We start from the raw sequence: 18,349 nt of genomic DNA, 5'->3' as shown, positions 1-18,349 counted from the left end.
CATGCCTGATGCACAGCAATTACCGCGACCGCGACCTGCTTGATCTGGCGTACCGCATCCAGTGCACCCTTCTCATCCCCGGCGTCTGCGTGGGCGGGTACGGCGAGCCCTGCCACAGCAACCAGAGCCGCCACGGAAAGGGCGGGGCACTGAAGGCCCACGACTGCTTCTTCGCCAGTGGCTGCCGGGCCTGCCACCGGGAGTTGGACCAAGGCCGGCGCTATACCGAGGAAGAGAAGGCCCTCATCTGGCAGGCCGGCCATGAACGAACAGTTCTCGCCATGTGGCAGGACGGACTGGTCATGGTGGCTGTATGAGCATCCGGATCGTGGTCTACGGATCCCCCGCACCTCAGGGTAGCAAGGCGTTCAAGGGCACGTATAAGGGCCGGGATGGGCTCATCCACGCCAAACTCGTGGAGGCGTCGAAGAAGGTTCGCCCGTGGCGGCAGGACGTGAAGCTGGCCGCCGAACAGGTGCGTAAGGCACTGGGTCTTGCCGTACTGGACGAGCCGCTGCAAGTCCGGATGACCTTTACGTTGCCCAAGCCGCTGAGCGCCCCGAAGCGCCGAAGGGTCTTCCCCAGCAAGTTGCCCGACCTCTCCAAGCTAGTGCGATCGACTGAAGACGCTCTGACCGACGCCGGCATCTGGCGCGATGACGCCCGGGTGGTGGAGTGCGCCGCGGCGAAGCGTTACCCGGGGGAGGGGGTGGACGCACTAGATGCACCTGGTTGCGTGATCGAGATCAGTAGGGTCGAACCATGAGCCTCGCCGCCGCTGTCCGGTTCTGGATGGGAGAGCACCCCGGCTGGCACCTCGCTTCCGAGATCGCCGATGGCATGCAGGCCTGCGGAATCAACAGAAGGAAGGCCATCAAGGCGCTTTGCAACATGGCCGACGCCGGGCTTGTCCAGGTAGCCGGTAACCGCCGACACATGCGCTACACCATTGACCGGCCAAGCCGGGACCATATGCGACAGGAGAGAGAACATGGCTGATCCTCGTGAACTACTGGCAAGGCTCAGTGCCCAGACAGTGAGGTTCGACACTGGACTCGGCGGAGGCGGAGGTGGCCTAGCCAACATCGACATTGCGCATGCGCTTGGCTGTGTTCCTTCGGGCCTTGGCCGGGAGGTGGTGGAATGTTGCTTCTTGGATACGGAGGTGCGCCCGTCCGCGAAGCTCCGTATGCAGGTGCTTGGGGCGGTGCTGAGCGAATGGAGGAAGCAGGAGGAGCAGCTGTCCGTCGCCAAAGTGGAGCTGAGCTTCCATCAGGCGATGGCGGTGTTCTCCCGGACCGTCTCACCGGATCTGCGTCGGTTGATCGACAGAGCGCAGGCGGATCTCGACAACGCCAGGGCACAGTGCTGGCCGAGAGACGCAGCGACGATGGTCGCGCCGATAACGCTGGCCGCGCTGCAGGAGATAGCCGGGTCATCCGCATGCGATGCCTGCCATGGGTATCCGATGGTCCCGTGCACCCGTTGTGGCGGCGCTGGGTATGTCTCGTGGTCGGATCGGACTCGTGCCAACGCCATCTGCCGTAGCCAATCAGCGTACCGAGATGCCTGGTCTGGCATGTACAACTGGATACTGGCTCTGCTCCGGGACGCCGAGCAGGACGCAATCAAGCACATGGCGCGAGCCCTCAGCACACGAGAGGTAGCGTAGGTCTGGTGAACGGTTGCAACCCGTTCGCCCAACCCTATAGGCTAAGTACAGTTGGGAAATTGGCCCCTCAGGGCCAACGCCCCGGACGAACGCCCCGCCATTGTGCGGGGCTTTTTGTTATGCGGGTCTGGCCGAGTGGTCAGGCTGCAGCCTTCCAAGCTGCCCACGTGGGTTCGATTCCCATGGCCCGCTCCATCTACGCCCGCAACCCCCGACCGGATCAACCCTCGCGCCCAGCCGGCAGCGGGGCGGGCACCTATGCAGGAGACCCCATGGTGAGCATCGAGACCGTCGCCGCCGGCATGGGCTTCTCACCCGCGCTGGCGCTTGCACTGGAACGGGCGTGCATCCGTTTCGGCATCAACACCGAGCTGCGGGTCTGCCATTTCCTCGCCCAGGTGGCGCACGAAAGCGGAACCGGGTGGTGGCTCAAGGAGCTGTGGGGGCCCACCCCGGCCCAGTCGCGCTACGAGGGCCGCAAGGATCTGGGAAACACACAGCCCGGCGATGGGTTTCGCTTCCGAGGGCGGGGGGCCATCCAGTTGACTGGCCGTGACAACTACGCCCGTTACAGCCAGACCATCTACGGCGATGATCGCGCGGTCCGCAATCCGGACCTGCTGGGCAACCTTCCGGACGCTGCGCTGGCCGCCGGCTACTTCTGGCAGCGGGACGGGATCAACTCGGTCGCAGACCGGGACGACGTGCTGGCAGTGAGCCGCGCGGTAAACCTGGGTAATCCCGACAGCAAGGGGCTGCCGAACGGTCTGGAAGACCGGAAGGCCAAGCTCAAGCTGGCTAAGGCGCTCTACGCGAAGATGGTGTCCCGATGACCGAGCCAGTGAGCGCCCTCAAGACCATTGTGGGCATGTTCACCGCTGCGGTGGTGGCGCCCGCTACCGCCGACGCTCTCCGGGAGGCCGAACGGATCATCTTGGGCGTCCCACAGTCGGTGTTGCTGGTCGCCATGGCCGGAGCGTTGATCGGGGTCCTGCTGCTGCCTGAGAAGGACGCCGAGAGGGTTGCCGCCGACGCCAATCGCCGCCGCGGCCATCGCCTGCTACAGACCGCTGCTCGCTGGGCGGCCCTGGCAGTTGCGGTCATCGCCTACGCCATTGTGGCTGCATGGGTCATCGCTGTGGCGGCCTCGATCTGGCCGACCCTTGCCGGAGCACCACAGTTGCCCTTGGCCGGCCTGTCAGGTGTTCTCATCCGCCGGCTGCTGCCCGGCTACGTGCGCATGGTGGAGAAAGCCACCGGCGCCATCGGAGGCGATAAGCCATGAGCGTCCTGATTCGATTCCTGTTGGCGGTCTGGAACCTGCTGATCGGGGCTGCGGCCGATGGGCTCCAGTGGCTGCGGCGCCCAGGGAGCAAGATCAAGCTGGTGTGTGCCGTCCTGGCATTCGGTTGCATGGTCTCGGGCCTGACTGCCTACGAGAAGGAGCAACGGATCCGCGACTTGAGCGCCCAGGTGGTCAAGGTCCGGGCTGACTGGAAGGCCGATGCCGCGCGGCTGCAAGCTGACGTGGACACGCGGGACCAGCGCCTGGCGGAGGTAGCCAGTGCCCTAAGGGCGGAGGCCGAGAAGCTGGAGGCCCTCAGGGCGGAGAGCGCGGCTGCCCTTGAGGCCTTGGCGGGAAAGATCGAGGCGTCAGAGAAGGAGGCCTCAACCTGGCGCGGTCGCTACGAAGAGCGACCGGATACCTGCAAGGCAGCACTGGAGCTGCTGGATTCCGCCTGCCCGGCATTGAAGGGGTACTGATATGCGTCTGATCGCGATTGCGGTCGCTTCAATGCTGGCAGCCTGCCAGCCCGCGCCGTCAAAGCCCAACCCCCCGCCACCCACGGTCATCACCGTCCCGGTGGCCACCTACGTGCCGATCGATCCCCAACTCCGTAAGCGGTGTAAGTGGGTGAGGGAGGCGCCGCCATCAGCGGTGTTCGAGGTGAGCAACGGTCGCAAGCGCTGCCTGTTGCAGTACGAGGCGCAGCTCGAGGCAATCGACCAGGTGGAGGGGAAGCCGGCCGCGGGCATCGGGCCCTGAGCCGGCGTAGGTGGTCACTTCTTGCGGCGGTGCTTCAGGTACAGGCCGATCGCACCGGTGACCGCCGAAATGACCATGGCGATGCCCTCTAACGTGATTTCCATGTTTCGCTGCTTCCGCTGGGTGTGGGGGTAGGAAACAGCCTTCAAACTCCAAGGTCCACTTCCGGAATTTCCGCCCATTGCTATGCCCCGGCCTCTTCCGCCCCCCGACTTGCTGGCCCTTGACCTTGAGGACCTGACCCACCAGTTCAGGCCAGCGCCTGAGGTGTGGGCATGGATAGAGGGGGAGGTCCTGGACGAAGGGGGGAACCTCCACAACCCGGATCACCAGCACCTCCAAGGCGCAGACGTTGCAGTCCTCTGGGCGTCCTCCTCGTTCACCAAGCAGGGCAGGACCGTGGTGGGGCAGGCCGAGCTGGTCGCCTTCCGGGCCGGTGGGTGGCAGAAGGCCCGTATGGAGCGCCAGATGGTCGACTGGTTCGGCCGGGTGCCGGATGCAGTCATCACCCTGGCCGCCGACTACTGCGCCGAGTGCAGCGATACCGACTTCTGCGCGCTGGTCGAGCATGAGCTCTACCACCTGAGCCAGGAGACGGATCAGTACGGTGCCCCGAAGTTCCACAGGGACGGCACCGCCTGCCTGGCCATGCGAGGGCACGATGTGGGCGAGTTCGTCGGCGTGGTGCGCAGGTATGGAGCCAGCGAGGAGGTCCAGCGGATGGTAGACGCAGCAAGCAGGCCGCCCGAGGTGGCCAAGATCAACATTGCCCGGTCCTGTGGGACCTGCCTCCTGAGGGCGGCATAGACACGACCGGGCACGACAAGGCTGAACAGAGATGCCCGCCCTTGATGCCCATGTGAAGACCTTCATCGTCCAGCAGCTGGCGTGCTTCGACACGCCCAGCACGGTGGTGGAAGCGGTCAAGAACGAGTTCGGGGTGACGGTCAGCCGCCAGACGGTTGAGTCCCACGACCCGACAAAGCACGCCGGCCGGAAGCTGGCTGCCCGCTGGGTGGACCTGTTCAACAGCGCCCGAGAGCGTTTCAAAGCCGAGACGGCGAACATCCCTATCGCCAACCGGGCAGTGCGGCTCCGGGCCCTCAATCGCATGGTGAACCAGGCCGAGAAGATGAAGAATCTGGGCCTTGCCGCGCAGCTCATCGAGCAGGCGGCAAAGGAGACTGGCGGGGCGTACACGAACCGCCAGCAGATTGAACACAGCGGCCCCAACGGCGGGCCGATCCAGAGCGCCGACATGACCCCCGGCCAGTTCCGAGAGGAGGCGAAGAAGCTGCTGCAGGAGGTGTGAAGTGCCCGAGCTGACGGCTCAGCAGAAGCTGGTTGCGGCCGAGCTGGCGCGCGAGGACTTCTATTTCTACAGCCGCTACACGTTCCTTCGAAAGAAGGGCTTCCAGTGGATGCGGGCCAAGCACCATGCGCCATTGTGCGCAGCCTTGGACCGAGTCTTTCGGGGCGAGTGCAAGCGCTTGGTGATTAACCTGCCGCCGCGGTACTCCAAAACCGAGCTCGCCGTCGTCAACTGGATGTCCTGGTGCTTGGGCAAGGTGCCGGACTCCGAGTTCATCCACATCAGCTACGCCGCGCCGCTGGCACTGAACAACAGCGCCAACACCCGCGAACTGGTGCAGCACGAGGTCTACGGGGAAATCTTTCCCGAGGTCGAGCTGCGCAAGGACAGCAGCGCCAAGGGAGACTGGCGGACGACCAAGGGCGGGGTGGTGTACGCCACCGGTGCCGAGGGCACCGTCACCGGCTTTGGCGCGGGCAAGGCCCGGCCTGGCTTCGGCGGCGCCATCATCATCGATGACCCGCACAAGCCGGGTGAGGCCGACAGCGACACCGTCCGCCAAGGCGTGCTGGACTGGTTTAACAACACCCTGCAGTCGCGAGTGAACAGCGCCGACACGCCGATCATCGTGATCATGCAGCGCTTGCACGAGCGGGACCTGGCCGGGTGGCTGCTAGGCCGCAAACCTGGTGAAGAGCCGCGGCCGGGTGGGAACGGCGAGGTGTGGGAGCACGTCTGCTTCGAGGCCCTGTCGGAGGACGGCGAGGCCCTGTGGCCTGAGAAGCACACCGCCGCCGACCTCAATCGAATGCGCGAGTCGATGCCCTATGTCTTCTCGGGTCAATACCAACAGCAGCCATCTCCAGGCGACGGCGGGATCATCAAGACCGCCAAGATCGAGACGGTCGATGCACTTCCCGCTGGCCTCCAGTGCGTGCGCGGGTGGGACTTGGCCGGAACAGAAGCCAAGATGAAGCGAGGTGATTGGACGGTAGGCGCAAAGCTGGGCCGCAGTCAGGACGGTGTCATCTACATCGCGGACATCCTGCGCGAGCGCATGGGGCCGGACGAAGTGGAGACGGCGATCGGTAACACAGGCAAGGCCGATATGGTCCTCCAGTCCATCCCGCAGGATCCTGGGCAGGCTGGCAAGGCGCAGGTCATGCATCTGAGCCGCAAGCTCTACGGCGTTCCGGCCACCTTCTCGCTTGAGAGCGGGGACAAGGCCACCCGAGCGGCAGGCTTCGCCGCCCAGGTCAACGCCGGCAACGTGAAGATGCTGCGCGCGCCGTGGAATGAGGCGCTGATCAACGAATTCAAGATGTTTCCCAACGGCCACTTTGACGACCAGGTGGACGCGTGCTCGCGCGCCTTCAACTCCCTGGACGATGAGCTGGCCCTCTTCATGGCACAGGCCCAATGAGCAACCACCTGCAGCAAGACGGATACATGGATGCGGTGTTGGGTGACAAGAGCCTGGGGGCGGTCGTCTCCGCCGCGCTGGTCAGCGACTCCCATCTGTACGCCGAGGGCGGGCTGCCCGCGCGGGTAGTGGATCTTCCGGCGGACAACGCGGTCAAGGGCGGTGTGACGATCTCCGGTGACACGGATGGTGTCATCCAGGTGGAGCTGGAGCGCTTGAACGTGCTTCCGTTGCTCGCCGATGCTGCGCGCTGGTCTCGGCTGCGGGGCGGCGGATGCCTTCTGGTGATTGCCGCTGACGGCGGGTTGCTGAGGGACCCGCTCAAGCCTGAGCGCTTGGACACCATCGAGGAACTGCGTGCGTTCGAGATCGATGATGTGTCGATCGATCGGTCCTACAACGACCCGAATGCCCGGAACTACGGGCAACCCGAGTTGTACCGGCTTCGGGTACGCGGGGCAGGCACGCAGGTTCTGGTGCATGAGTCGCGGCTGATCGAGGTGCCGGGTGAGCCGCTCCCGGCACAGATGCGGCAGGACAACATCCCCTGGCGGGGGAGGGCGGCAGCTACCCGCGCTTTCCGCCGGATCCGCGACTACATCGAAGCGACCAGCCTCGCCAAGGAAATCCTGCGGCGCAAGCAACAGGCCGTGCACAAGATGAAGGGCATGGCCGCCGCCATCGTCGCGAACCAAGAGCAGGCCATCCAGAAGCGCCTGACGATGGTGGACCAAGCCCGCGGGATCCGAAACAGCGTCGCTGTGGACGCCGAGGATGACTACGACATCCGCGACACCAACGTGGGCGGGGTCAACCAGCTCCTGCAGGAGTTTCAGATCGCGCTGTCGGCGGAGACAGGCATCCCGGTCACGCTGCTGTTCGGCCGCTCGCCAGGTGGCCAGAACGCCACCGGGGACGCCGACTTCGAAGGCTACTACAACTTGGTCGAGCAGCTGCGCAGCCTGAGGATGCAGCCGGCACTCGAGCGCGTCATCGCGTTGATCTGTGCACAGCGGGCGCTGGCGGGTAAGGCTCCCGACAACTGGAAGGTCCAGTGGTCGCCGTTGAAGCAGCTGACGGAGAAGGAACTGGCCGACATTGAGAAGACCAAGGCTGAGGCGCTGAAGACCGAGGCCGAGGCTGTGGTGGCCATCACCGGCACAAGTGCGGTTTCGGAGGAAGATGCCCGCAGCTATGTCGAGCAGCGCGGCTTGTTCGGGCTGGTGCCGAAGGACAGCACACCGGGGACCGCGGCGAGTTATGCGGGCGGTCTGTGAGCCGGCCGGCACGCAAGCCTCGGCGCTGGCTCTATCCGGCTGGCGTCGAGCGGGACTATGAGCGGGCGCTGGCGGCCATCGCTACCGAGCTCACTGCGGTCGTGGGGCCGGCAGTAATCCGAGCGCTGGGCTACCGGTCCGACGCGGTCGACCCGTCGATCGCGGCAGGGTGGTACGACGAGCTCGTACAGGCACTGGCAGCGGCCACCTCGCTGTCATCGGTGCAGGACCAAGTGCTCGGGCCACTGGTGTCCGAGTTCGCCAGGCGCACGACTGCCTTCAACAAGCAGCAGTTCCATGCCGTTCTGAGGTCCGCCTACGGGGTGAATATCCTGACGGCGGATCCGGACCTTCGCGACCTGATGCGAGTCTGGGAGGCGGAGAACCTATCGCTTATCCAGTCCATCCCCACGCAGTATGTGGAGCAGCTGCGGGGGCGAGTGACGGCGGCGGTCCAATCGGGCCGCAGCCTCAGGGACGTGATCAAGGTCGTGCGCGACACCTACGACCTGCCCAAGCACCGAGCCGAGCTGATCGCTCGGGACCAGATCGGCAAGCTGAACGGCGATATCACCCAAGCCCGGCAGCAGGGCATCGGCGTCGAAGAGTACCGCTGGCGCGGCGTGCTGGATGGCCGCGAGCGATCCGAGCACGTCGCTCGCGAGGGGAAGACGTATCGCTGGGATCAGCCGCCAGCCGACGGCCATCCGGGGCAGCCCATTCGCTGCCGGTGCAGTGCTGAGGCCGTACTGCCTGATCTGGATGACCTCGCGGCACTCATCGTTCACTAGGAGGGCAATATGCCCGCACAACGCTTTGATCGGGTGGAGCTGAAGGCGACCACCACCGTCGAGGGCTTCATCCAGGACGCCCCGATCCTCACCCGCACGGGGATCTTTGATTACCGCGGTCCTGACGGGAAGCTGCGCCGGGAGTACCGACCGCCGGAAGAGGTCTTCCACGCGGATTCGCTGTCCAGCTACCGCGGCAAGCCGATCACGGACGGGCACCCCGGCCTGGTCACTGCCAGCAACGCCAAGGTGCACACCGTTGGCACCCTCCTGACCGAAGGACGGCGGGATGGCGACGACGCGCGCGGCGACGTGGTGATTTACGACACGGCGCCCATCGCGGCCGGCAAGAAGGAACTGAGCCTGGGCTACACCCTCGACATCGAGGAGACGCCCGGCGAGATCAATGGCGAGCGGTACGACGCCATCCAGCGAAACATCAGGGTCAACCATCTGGCCCTGGTCCCCCGTGGCCGTGCGGGCAACGCCCGGCTCAATCTTGACGCGGCAGACGCCGACACAACCGAGGAAGACACCACCATGACCATGGTCAAGGTTCGCCTGGACTCCGGCATCTCCTACGATGCCGCGCCCGAGGTCGCCAACGCCCTGCAGGCAACGCAGGACGCGCTCACCGCCGCTCGCTCCGACATCGACAAGGAGAAGGCTCGCGCCGATGCTGCCGAGGCCAAGCTGGTCGATGCCGAGAAGGCAGCCGACAAGATCCGCGCCGATGCTGCCGCTGCTGCCAAGGCCCGCATCCTGCTGGAGGACAGCGCAACCAAGATCGGCGCCAGCTTCAAGCCCGACGCCACCGACACCGAGATCCGCAGTGCCGTGATCAAGAAGGTGCGCGGCGACAGCTTCGACCTGACCGGCAAGAGCGACGGCTACATCGAAGCCGCCTACGACTTGGCCATCGCCGAGAAGGGGCAGCGCCAGGACGCGGTCGCCAGCCAGCGGCAGGACCTGGTCGGCCAGCGCCCCGCCGGCAACAACCCCGAAGTCCGCCAGGACGCCCGTTCCGCGCGCGAGCGCATGATCGCCCGCAACAGCGGCGAAACCACCGAGGAGTGATTCCCCATGTATGAGGACTACCAGTCCCGCGCGTTTGCGGGCATGAAGGGCGATTCGGGCGACGACCGCGTCGAATCGTTCCCGGTTGGCGCTGCTGGCCTCGGCCTCGGCCTGGTCACTGGCACGGACGCGAGCGGAGTGCTGGTCGCAGGGGCTGGCACCAAGGTGCGCGGCATCAGCCTGCACAGCCACACCATCACCGGTGCCGGCTATGTCCAGTACGACTGCGCTTCGGTCATGACCAAGGGCCATGTCTGGGCACAGGTAGCCGCAGGCGGTGCCGTGACCGTCGACGGTCCGGTCTCCTTCGCCGCAGATGGCCGGGTGGCCAACGCTGGCACGGCCCTGCCCAACGCGGTGTTCCGCACCGGCATCGTCGCCGTCACGGATCCGGCTGGCGTTTCGTCCAACGTCGCTCTGGTCGAGCTGCACAACCCGTTCGCGGTGCCGCCGGCCGCTCCGTAAGCCGGTCTGCAACCGACACCCCTCCCAAGCCGCCTTCGGGCGGCTTCTGCATATCAGGAAACCACCATGCACGAGCACTACGACGAGGCAGACCTCTCGGCAGTGGCGCAGTTCCAGCAGAACACCGGAGCCGATCTGGTCCGGCAGGATGCTGGCATCTTCACTGCCCGCCAGCTGGACTACGTCCGCACCCGCACCTACGACCGCAAGCTGCCGCCGATGAAGGGGCTGATGCTGGTCCCGCCGTCGAGCGACGTCCCCGAATGGGCCGAGACCGTGACCTACTCGGTCTACGACTCGGTGGGCATCGCCAAGGTCATCGCCAACTACGCCGACGACCTGCCGCGCGCCGACGTGGCCCGCGTCGAGAAGACCATCCGGGTCAAGACCATCGGTGACAGCTACGGCTACAACGTCAACGAGCTGATCGCCTCGAACGCCACCGGCGCCAATCTCCCGACCCGGAAGGCCAACGCCGCGCGCCTGGCGGTGGAAATCAAGCTGAACCTGATCGGCATGGTTGGCGATGCCGCCTATGGTCTGTACGGCCTGACCAACCACCCGAACATCGGCACCACGACCATCACCGGCGGATGGACCATGGCCACCGATGCGGACGTGATCCTGGCCGATCTGGACGCGATCTACAACGCGGTGCGCGTGCAGTCGAAGGGGGTGCACACCCCGAATCGCTTCGCGATGGCCACCGAGCCGCTGTCGATCATCAGTTCCAAGCGCCTGCCGGACTCGAACGGCCTGACCGTGGCCGAGTTCTTCCGTCGCAAGCATCCGGGCTTGGAGTTCGAAGAGATGGCCGAGCTCTCGGGCGCTGGCCCGGGCGGCGATGATCTGATCATTGCCGGCGAGTTCGCGCCGGACAACATCACCCACGACGTGCCGATGCAGTTCAACCAGCTGCCGGCGCAGGCCCGCAACCTGGAGCTGGTGGTGCCGTGCATGGCCCGCAGTGCCGGCGTTTCGGTCTTCTACCCCCTCGCGTTCACCAAGGCGGTGCTGTGATGGCGACCTACAAGAACAAGTCTGTGGGCGCCCACGTCCACGATGGCAAGGTGATCGCCCCCGGCGGCACCTTCGACGCCCAGCCGACGAAGAACCTCGGCAAGCTGGTCAAGGCGAATCTGCTGGAAGTGGTATCGGGCGCAGCCAGCGCGCACGCCGGCACCGGCGGCGACGGCGAAGACAAAGCCGCGCTGGTCGCCCGCGCCAAGGAGCTGGGCGTCCCCAACGCCGGCGCCAACTGGGGCATCGAGAAGCTGAAGGACGCCATCGCTGCGTTCGAGGCTGGGCCTGGGTCCATGCGCCTGGACCAGATCCGAGAAGAAGGCAACAAGAAGGACGCATAACCATGGCCATGGCCGACGTCATCGAGATCCTGGACTTCCTCGCCCCGGGCCTGACCGCCACGCCGGAAGAGAAGGCCACGGCCATCTCGATGGCGGAGGCCTACAGGCCGGCATGCCTCACGGAGAAGAAGGCGGACGAGGCGGTTGCGTGGTACGCCGCGTGGCTTCTCTACAGCCGCCAGCAGCAGAAGGAGGCTGCGGACAACGGCGAGGTCGTCCCGCTGGGTGTGAAATCCCAGACGGACGGCGACCTCAGCCGCACCTACTTCGACGGCGCCACCGGCGGTGGCGTTTCCGATCCGGCGGGCTTCTACGCGCGCTGGGCCGCCCTCAACGACATCTGCGCGCGGCTGGGTGCCATCACCGTCAGCCCAAAGCCCATGGGGTGTTGCGGATGGCCGCGATAACCAAGAGCAGCGGCGATGGCCTGGCGCAGTACCTGAAGCAGGTCGATGCGCTGGATGGCCGGGGGATCAAGGTCGGGGTGCAGGCCAAAGCCGGCACCCAGGACGGGGTCAGCCTGCTGGACATTGCCATCTACAACGAGCTGGGGACGCAGGACATCCCCGCCCGACCCTTCATCCGGGACTTTGCCCAGAAGAACGAGCGGGTGCTCGGGATGGCCATGGACAGAGTCGCTACACGCGTGGAGCAGGGCGCCCCGATCGACATCGCCCTGGCGCAACTGGGCGAGTTCGCCCAGCAGCAACAGCAGGCCCACGTCAGGGCATCGAAGAGCTGGGCCGTGCCCAATGCACCATCCACCGTCGCCCAGAAGGGCAGCGATGTGCCACTGGTCGACCACGGCACCCTGGTCAACGCCATCCGCTGGGAGAAGGTCTGATGGGCATGCTCGGGGAACGGACACATCCGCGAATCACCCGGGGCGAAGGCGCCTACATCGATGGGCGCTGGCAGGACGGCCAGGAGACGCAGACCGACTTTCGGGCCAGCATTCAGCCGGCCAAGAAGGAGGACTACGACCAGCTGCAGGCGCTGGCCGAAGGCCGTCGAGTCGAGTCGGCTGTTCGGATCTACACCCGGACGCAGTTGGCGGTTGCTGGCGACACCGACAGCAACGGCGACATCGTCATCTACCGCGGAGATCGCTACCTGGTCACCGCCGGCAGTGACTGGAACATGGGCATGCGCGGGGTGAACCACTACCGCTATCTGGCCGTCCGGCAGAAGCTGTCGAGCGAGGAGGGCGCATGATCGAAGATGAAATCCGCGCCCTGATCGCCAAGGCAACCACCCTGCAGGTGATCTTCGCCAACCAGAATGGCCCCCGCCCCAAGCTGCCCTATATCACTGTTCGGGTCGATACGGCGCCGCGCGCGCCGCTGCTGGAAACAGACCTGAGCGATGACGGGAATCAGACCTATGCCGCCCACCGGGACGCCACCGTCGAATTGCAGTGCTTCGGAGATGGATCCTTCGATGCGCTTGACGACCTGTCCCAGCGCCTGAAGGGACCATACATGGTCGCGGCGGGGTACGCGGCCAACATTGCTGTCTACGCCACCGACTCGGTGCAGAACATACCGGTCCTGCGCGATGGGGCGAAGTACGAGCCCCGCGCAGTGCTGGATATCGGCATCCGCTACACCAAGCAGCACGACGAAGAGGTCGGGCTGATCAAGACCGTGCAGGGCGAGATGACCCTGCAGGACCACGGCACAGACCTGGTCGACACGTTCGACGCCACCAGCGCCACCTGAGCGCCCGGCATCTGCACCACGCCCTCCCGCGCCGCCAGGCGTTCGTTTCTATGCCCAGGAGCAACCTGCAATGGCATCCATTGACCGCATCGCCAAGGTCGAGATTTCGCTGGCGACCACCTCGATCAACCAGCAGTCCTTCAGCGACCTGCTGTTCCTCGCCCCGTTGCCGGCCTCGGCCGACCGGGTGTTCCTGGTCACCTCCGCCGACGAGCTGTTGGACCATGGCGTCGCACTGACCGATGCCCTGTACACGGCCGTCCAGACTGTCTTCCAGCAGGATCGGGCGATCGATCAGGTGTACGTCGGCCGCCGCACGGTGGACGAAGACGGCGACCCGACCGAGACCATCACCGAAGCCCTGGTGGCGATCCGGGCCGCCCATTCCGGGTGGTATGGCCTGATCCAGCTGTCGCGCGTTGCGGCCGAAATCATGGAAGCCGCCGCCTGGGTGGAGGCAAACGACAAGCTGCAGCTGGCCAGCAGCGGCGACGCCGGCATCATCACCGCCGGCGACGCGGATATCGCGAGCCAGCTGAAGGCCCTGAACTACAACCGCACGGCGCTCTGGTATCACGCCAGCGCCGGCACGGAGTGGGTGGAAGCCGCTCTCGCCGCCAATCGCTTCACGTATGACCCTGGCGCAGAGACTTGGGCGAACGTGCGGCTGAGCGGTGTGCAGACTGACCCGCTGACCGAGGGGCAGTCGCAGATCGTGCGCAGCAAGAACGCGAACACCTACGAACAGTTCCGCAATCTGGGCCTGAGCCAGTACGGGACCGTCGCCAGTGGCGAGTGGATCGACATCATCCGCTTCCGCGACTGGCTCAAGGATCGCGTGCAGACCGGAATCGTGGACGTCCTGGCGAAGGCCGACGGCAAGATTCCGTACACGAGCGCGGGCATCCAGGTGATCGTCACCGCGCTGCGCGCGGCACTTGACGCAGGTGTCACCGCCGGCGGCATCGCACCGCGCGAAACCGACGCCAACGACAACGTGCTTGAGTCGTACCGGATTACCTATCCCGGCCTGGCCGAGATTGCCGACAGTGTGAAGTCGCAGCGGCTGCTGGAGGGGATCAAGTTCTCCGCGCGTCTGGCCGGCGCGATCCACACGACCGAGATCACCGGCACCCTCTCCTACAGCATCTAAGGACCTCGAACATGGGCGTCAAGACCTACGATTCCTCGCAGGTGATCATCACCTTCGGGCCGCACATCATCACCGGCTACGCCGAGGACACGTTCATCTCGGTGGAAGAGATGGGCGACGGTATCTCCTCGGTAGTGGGCGCGAACGGCGAGAAGGGCCGTTCGATGTCACAGAACCGGTCGCTGCAGATCACGCTCACCTTGCTGCAGACCAGCAAGAGCAACGATGCGCTGTCGGCTGCGGCCGACTTCGACCGGGCCTCGCACGGGCAGGGAGCGCTGCCGTTGGCCATTACCGATCTGACCGGCCGCACGCTGATCGCGGACCCCAGTTCGTGGGTCGTGAAAAAGCCGAACACCGAGTTCGGGGCGACCATCGGTAACCGCGAATGGACCATCGAAACGTCCAATGACGCGACCTACCACGTTGGAGGCGCGCGCTGATGGCCAAGAAGGAAGTGAAGATCGGGCGGACCACGTTCTACCTGACGACCTTTGCACCGCGCGACCAGCTGCGGATCTTCGGCGACCTGCAGAAGGAGCTGCTGCCGGCGGTGGGCACGCTGCTTACGGCTGCCGCCGGCAAGGCCGACGCCGACGATGGCGAGCTGGACGAGGCTGTCCTGCTGGGGGCTATCCGGTCCTTCTCCGCTTCGCTGGACGGCAAAGGGCTCGATGCCTGGTGCGGCCGGTTGATCGACGCCGAACGCGTCGCCTACGAGAAGGCCGGGCGCGACGCGCGGAAGCTCACCCCGAGCCAGATGGACGATGCGTTCGATGACTTCGGCGAGATCCTGGAACTGCTCTTCGAGATCATCAAGCTGAACTTCGCCGGCCCTTTGGGGCGATGGCTCGGCCTCTTTGGGTCGGGCCTCGGGGAGAAGCTGGGCGGGTTGCTGGACGGTTCGAACCCGAGCTCGAACGGGAGTTCCTGATCTTCCGGCCGGTGATGGCCGGCATCGTCTCCATGACCGAGATCAACCAGGGAACGGTTGATCTCATGGACCTGATCAAGCTCAACGCCTTGCTGGACGCCCGCGAGGCGTCTGAGGCGTCGGGCAAGAAGCCGAAAGGGAAGTAGCCATGGCCTTGCGCGAACTGGTCACCGTCCTGCGCTATGAGCTGCGGGAGGGCAACCTCAAGAAGTATGTCGACGGCTACCGTCGGGCGGAGAAGGCGGTTAACACGGCCGCCAAGGCCGCCAACGACCAGCTGAAGCGCGGCGTACAGGTTGCCAATCGCGAGCTGGCCAGCATGAACCGCACTGGCAACCAGCTGACCCGCACCATGGGCCGGCTGACCCGTGAAGCCCGGGAGTTCGGGATTGGCTTGCGGCAGGGGGCCCGTCAGGGATACGGCGAGGTCTTGCGGCAGATGGATCGAGTGGAGGCCCGGCAGCGCCGGCTGCGCCGGACCGGCGGTGCTGGCGGGGCTGGCATGTCCACCGGCCTTGTAGCAGGTGCCATTCAGGGTGCGATTGCAACGTTCAGTCTTCGCTCCCTAATGGACGCCTCGGACGAATGGGCCGGCTCGAAGGCTCGCATTGGCCTTCAGACACCTGATGCAGCCACTCGCAACCGCTCGGTCGACTTCCTGTTTCGCTCTGCACAGCAGACCGGGCAAGAGTTCAGCCCACTGGCGGACACCTTCGTTTCGATGGCACGTGGCCGCCAAGCGCTTGGCCTTAGCAATGATCAGACCCTGATGCTGTCGAACACCATCAGTAAGCTGATGACTATTGGCGGAGGTAGCGCGGCGTCACAAGCCGCTGCATTGACGCAGTTTGGCCAAGCGATGAATACGGGTGTTTTGCGCGGAGAAGAACTCAACAGCATCCTCGAGCAGGCACCCCGCTTGGCACAGGCTATCGCCGACGCCTTGGGAACCACGGTTGGAAACCTGCGGACGCTCGGGCAGGACGGAAAGATCACCGCGAAGCAGATCGCGGATGGGCTGCTGCGGCAAACCAAGCAAGTTGACGAGGAGTTCAAGCGGCTACCAATGACGTTCTCCCGGTCTATGACCCAACTGCGTAATCAGCTGATTCGCAATGTGGGCGTGTGGAACGAGAACACCCGGGCGGCCGAAGCGTTCAACAAGGCAGCGTCGTGGATCATCGACCACCTGCCGCAGATTGGGGCCGCGATCGCCGGACTCGCCGGTGGATGGGCGGCCGTCAAAGCATTCAACGCGCTTCGCCTCGTATTCACAGCGATTGGCACGGTTGGCCGGCCGCTGCTGCTCTTCTTTGCAAGGCTAAGCAGCGGGAAGGTTGCGCAGGCGTTCGCAAAGTTCGGCCCCATGGGCTTGCGATTCCTAAGCGTCCTGAGGTGGATAGGCACAGCACTGGCAACGATCGGCAGCATAGGCGCAGGTCCTCTCCTGGCAATCGCAGCTGTCATTGCTGTGGCTGCGGCAGCGGTCTACAAGTACTGGGAACCGATCAAGGCGTTCTTCGGTGGCGTGTGGGAAGGCGTTGCGGCAGCCGGTAGCGAGGCGCTCCAGGAACTGACCAATGCGCTTTCACCGCTGATGCCTGCGTTTGAAACCATCGGTGGTTGGCTGCAGCAGATCTGGGACTGGTTCGTCCAGTTGATCAAGCCGGTCCAGAGCACATCGCAAGAGCTGGAGAATGCCGCGAACTACGGGAAGCTGTTCGGCGAGGCTCTGCTGTTCCCGTTGAAGATAAACATCAAGCTCCTCGGGATGATCATCAAGTTGGTAGTCGGCCTGGCCGAGGCCATCGGTACTGCCATCGGCTGGATCGTGGTCACGGCTGATAGCGCGTGGTCCTCGCTCAAGTCCGGCGTGGAGGCGCTGTGGAACTGGATCACCGCCAAGTTCGCCGCCGGCTGGAACTTCGTGTCGGGGCTGATCCCGGATTGGGCCAAGAAAGGCATCGGGATCACGGCCAATGGCACGGGATCGCTTGGCGGCGTATCGGCGGGGTCGGTCGTGAATGCGGGCCGCTCTGCGGTGAACCAGACGGTAACCCAGACCGCGAGCGTCCAAGTTACCGCGCCGCCTGGCGGCAACCCCGCCGCCTATGGCGCAGCCGCACAGCGCGGCACCAGCAAGGCCATGACCGGCTTCCAGTACCAGCTGCCGACGCCGGTCGAGAGCTTCTAAACCACTCGGCGCGCGCCACGGCTTTGGCCGTGGCCGTGCCCGCAACATGAGGCCAGATGGCGCATGGAATTCTTCCAAGGTTTCACTGTCACCTGGGCGGCAGAAGGTCCGGTCGCGGACTTGTCCGAACAGGCTGTTCGGACTGGATGGGGCTTCATTGGCCAGGTGCCGCCAGCAGTCGAGCAGTTCAACGCAGTGCACCGCGGCGACGGGCTGCGACAGCAGTGGTTGTTCAACCAGGTCAAAGGTGTCACTGACGCCGCCGGTCTGACGCTCACCAGCGGCGATACCGATACCCTGCAGGAGGCGCTTGCCTACCAGATTTGGAGGGGTGGGGAAGCGGCGGTGCCGAAGTCAATCACGTCTGCGTCGGGCAACGACGCGGGTCCGGATGGGCACACGCATGCGCTGGACAACACCGGCGTGAACGCGGGTACATACGGGACATCAAGCGCGGTCGGCCGCTTCCAGGTTGATCAGAAGGGGCGCATTACCGGTGCCGAGCAGGTGGACATCAGCCTGCCGAATCTATCCGGGGTGTTGCCGGTGGGGAAAGGCGGGACCGGAGCCACGGCAGTTCCTCAGGCGCGAAGCAACCTCGGAATGGCCCCGTTCATGGCCCTGGCCGATTCGCTCCTTGCCGCGAGCGGCTTTGTCGAGCTGGTAAACGATGCCGGCAACTTCCGCCTCCTCATTCAGTGGGGTGAAGCCACCGTGCCCGCCGACTCCTCCCTCAGGGTGGAGTGGCCGAAGGTGTTCCCGAATGCCTGTCTGAACGCGTTCTCCTGCCTGGGCTTCATCTTCAGCACGACTGGAGATGCTGGCTGCTCCATCCGCGACCTCGACGCAGCGGGTGGAACGCTTCTGCAGGGCACTGCCACCCCCGGCATCGTCCGGTACTTCGCAATCGGATACTGAC

Annotated in this window: 26 protein-coding genes and 1 tRNA gene; all 27 read left to right on the top strand. The window is 65.2% G+C overall.

What is annotated here, in order from left to right; translation table 11 throughout:
- The first annotated feature begins 8 nt into the window (after positions 1-8).
- The 27 genes from N5J29_RS12585 to N5J29_RS12455 all read left to right on the top strand — a co-directional run bounded on the left by N5J29_RS12585 (position 9) and on the right by N5J29_RS12455 (position 18,348).
- Positions 9-317: a nuclease domain-containing protein gene (locus N5J29_RS12585; RefSeq protein ID WP_279924398.1), complete on the top strand. Its 309-nt coding sequence runs from the start codon at positions 9-11 to the stop codon at positions 315-317.
- On the top strand, positions 314-766 hold the full coding sequence (locus N5J29_RS12580; RefSeq protein WP_279924397.1) for a RusA family crossover junction endodeoxyribonuclease: 453 nt from the start codon (positions 314-316) through the stop codon (positions 764-766). The genes N5J29_RS12585 and N5J29_RS12580 overlap by 4 nt, the downstream gene beginning before the upstream one ends.
- Positions 763-999: a hypothetical protein gene (locus N5J29_RS12575; RefSeq protein WP_279924396.1), complete on the top strand. Its 237-nt coding sequence runs from the start codon at positions 763-765 to the stop codon at positions 997-999. Before N5J29_RS12580 ends, N5J29_RS12575 begins: the two co-directional genes overlap by 4 nt.
- Entirely contained in the window at positions 992-1,672 is a 681-nt protein-coding gene (locus N5J29_RS12570) for a hypothetical protein (protein ID WP_279924395.1), read from the top strand. The genes N5J29_RS12575 and N5J29_RS12570 overlap by 8 nt, the downstream gene beginning before the upstream one ends.
- Before the next feature lie 121 nt (positions 1,673-1,793).
- A tRNA-Gly gene (locus N5J29_RS12565) sits at positions 1,794-1,867 on the top strand.
- A 77-nt stretch (positions 1,868-1,944) separates the two neighbouring features.
- Positions 1,945-2,505 (top strand): hypothetical protein, encoded by a 561-nt coding sequence (locus N5J29_RS12560; protein WP_279924394.1) that lies wholly within the window; start codon positions 1,945-1,947, stop codon positions 2,503-2,505.
- A complete protein-coding gene (locus tag N5J29_RS12555; protein ID WP_279924393.1) occupies positions 2,502-2,957 on the top strand; it encodes a hypothetical protein in 456 nt (151 codons plus the stop codon). The genes N5J29_RS12560 and N5J29_RS12555 overlap by 4 nt, the downstream gene beginning before the upstream one ends.
- A complete protein-coding gene (locus N5J29_RS12550) occupies positions 2,954-3,436 on the top strand; it encodes a hypothetical protein (protein ID WP_279924392.1) in 483 nt (160 codons plus the stop codon). The genes N5J29_RS12555 and N5J29_RS12550 overlap by 4 nt, the downstream gene beginning before the upstream one ends.
- A 1-nt stretch (position 3,437) precedes the next feature.
- Positions 3,438-3,719, top strand: a complete 282-nt coding sequence (locus N5J29_RS12545) for a hypothetical protein (RefSeq protein ID WP_279924391.1) — start codon at positions 3,438-3,440, stop codon at positions 3,717-3,719.
- 213 nt (positions 3,720-3,932) lie between these two features.
- Positions 3,933-4,526 carry a putative metallopeptidase gene (locus tag N5J29_RS12540; protein ID WP_279924389.1) on the top strand — a complete coding sequence of 198 codons (594 nt, stop codon included), beginning with the start codon at positions 3,933-3,935 and terminating at the stop codon, positions 4,524-4,526.
- Positions 4,527-4,557: 31 nt separating this feature from the next.
- Positions 4,558-5,031 carry a DUF2280 domain-containing protein gene (locus N5J29_RS12535; protein ID WP_279924387.1) on the top strand — a complete coding sequence of 158 codons (474 nt, stop codon included), beginning with the start codon at positions 4,558-4,560 and terminating at the stop codon, positions 5,029-5,031.
- 1 nt (position 5,032) lies between these two features.
- Positions 5,033-6,454 carry a phage terminase large subunit gene (terL, locus tag N5J29_RS12530; RefSeq protein WP_279924385.1) on the top strand — a complete coding sequence of 474 codons (1,422 nt, stop codon included), beginning with the start codon at positions 5,033-5,035 and terminating at the stop codon, positions 6,452-6,454.
- The gene (locus N5J29_RS12525) at positions 6,451-7,731 is read left to right on the top strand and encodes a DUF1073 domain-containing protein (protein ID WP_279924383.1); all 1,281 of its coding nucleotides are present in this window, start codon (positions 6,451-6,453) and stop codon (positions 7,729-7,731) included. Before terL ends, N5J29_RS12525 begins: the two co-directional genes overlap by 4 nt.
- The gene (locus N5J29_RS12520; protein WP_279924381.1) at positions 7,728-8,522 is read left to right on the top strand and encodes a phage minor head protein; all 795 of its coding nucleotides are present in this window, start codon (positions 7,728-7,730) and stop codon (positions 8,520-8,522) included. The genes N5J29_RS12525 and N5J29_RS12520 overlap by 4 nt, the downstream gene beginning before the upstream one ends.
- Positions 8,523-8,531: 9 nt before the next feature.
- Positions 8,532-9,599 carry a DUF2213 domain-containing protein gene (locus N5J29_RS12515; protein ID WP_279924380.1) on the top strand — a complete coding sequence of 356 codons (1,068 nt, stop codon included), beginning with the start codon at positions 8,532-8,534 and terminating at the stop codon, positions 9,597-9,599.
- Between the two features lie 6 nt (positions 9,600-9,605).
- Entirely contained in the window at positions 9,606-10,064 is a 459-nt protein-coding gene (locus tag N5J29_RS12510) for a hypothetical protein (RefSeq protein WP_279924379.1), read from the top strand.
- Positions 10,065-10,130: 66 nt separating this feature from the next.
- Positions 10,131-11,084, top strand: a complete 954-nt coding sequence (locus tag N5J29_RS12505; protein WP_279924377.1) for a DUF2184 domain-containing protein — start codon at positions 10,131-10,133, stop codon at positions 11,082-11,084.
- Positions 11,084-11,428: a hypothetical protein gene (locus N5J29_RS12500; RefSeq protein WP_279924376.1), complete on the top strand. Its 345-nt coding sequence runs from the start codon at positions 11,084-11,086 to the stop codon at positions 11,426-11,428. Before N5J29_RS12505 ends, N5J29_RS12500 begins: the two co-directional genes overlap by 1 nt.
- Positions 11,429-11,430: 2 nt before the next feature.
- Positions 11,431-11,835, top strand: coding sequence for a DUF4054 domain-containing protein (locus N5J29_RS12495; RefSeq protein ID WP_279924375.1), 405 nt, complete (start codon positions 11,431-11,433; stop codon positions 11,833-11,835).
- Entirely contained in the window at positions 11,823-12,272 is a 450-nt protein-coding gene (locus N5J29_RS12490; protein WP_279924374.1) for a hypothetical protein, read from the top strand. The genes N5J29_RS12495 and N5J29_RS12490 overlap by 13 nt, the downstream gene beginning before the upstream one ends.
- Complete coding sequence (locus tag N5J29_RS12485; protein ID WP_080375266.1) at positions 12,272-12,643, top strand: hypothetical protein; 372 nt, start codon at positions 12,272-12,274, stop codon at positions 12,641-12,643. Before N5J29_RS12490 ends, N5J29_RS12485 begins: the two co-directional genes overlap by 1 nt.
- Positions 12,640-13,149, top strand: coding sequence for a hypothetical protein (locus tag N5J29_RS12480; protein ID WP_279924373.1), 510 nt, complete (start codon positions 12,640-12,642; stop codon positions 13,147-13,149). Before N5J29_RS12485 ends, N5J29_RS12480 begins: the two co-directional genes overlap by 4 nt.
- Positions 13,150-13,219: 70 nt before the next feature.
- A complete protein-coding gene (locus N5J29_RS12475; protein ID WP_279924372.1) occupies positions 13,220-14,302 on the top strand; it encodes a DUF3383 family protein in 1,083 nt (360 codons plus the stop codon).
- Between the two features lie 11 nt (positions 14,303-14,313).
- Complete coding sequence (locus tag N5J29_RS12470; protein WP_279924371.1) at positions 14,314-14,745, top strand: phage protein; 432 nt, start codon at positions 14,314-14,316, stop codon at positions 14,743-14,745.
- On the top strand, positions 14,745-15,236 hold the full coding sequence (locus tag N5J29_RS12465; RefSeq protein WP_279924370.1) for a phage tail assembly chaperone: 492 nt from the start codon (positions 14,745-14,747) through the stop codon (positions 15,234-15,236). Before N5J29_RS12470 ends, N5J29_RS12465 begins: the two co-directional genes overlap by 1 nt.
- 148 nt (positions 15,237-15,384) lie before the next feature.
- The gene (locus N5J29_RS12460; protein ID WP_279924369.1) at positions 15,385-17,430 is read left to right on the top strand and encodes a tape measure protein; all 2,046 of its coding nucleotides are present in this window, start codon (positions 15,385-15,387) and stop codon (positions 17,428-17,430) included.
- Between the two features lie 63 nt (positions 17,431-17,493).
- Complete coding sequence (locus N5J29_RS12455; protein ID WP_279924368.1) at positions 17,494-18,348, top strand: hypothetical protein; 855 nt, start codon at positions 17,494-17,496, stop codon at positions 18,346-18,348.
- The last annotated feature ends 1 nt before the right edge of the window (position 18,349 follow it).

The organism is Stenotrophomonas sp. GD03680, assembly GCF_029844625.1.
Lineage (GTDB): Bacteria > Pseudomonadota > Gammaproteobacteria > Xanthomonadales > Xanthomonadaceae > Stenotrophomonas > Stenotrophomonas maltophilia_P.
This window is presented reverse-complemented; position numbering and strand designations above follow the sequence as displayed.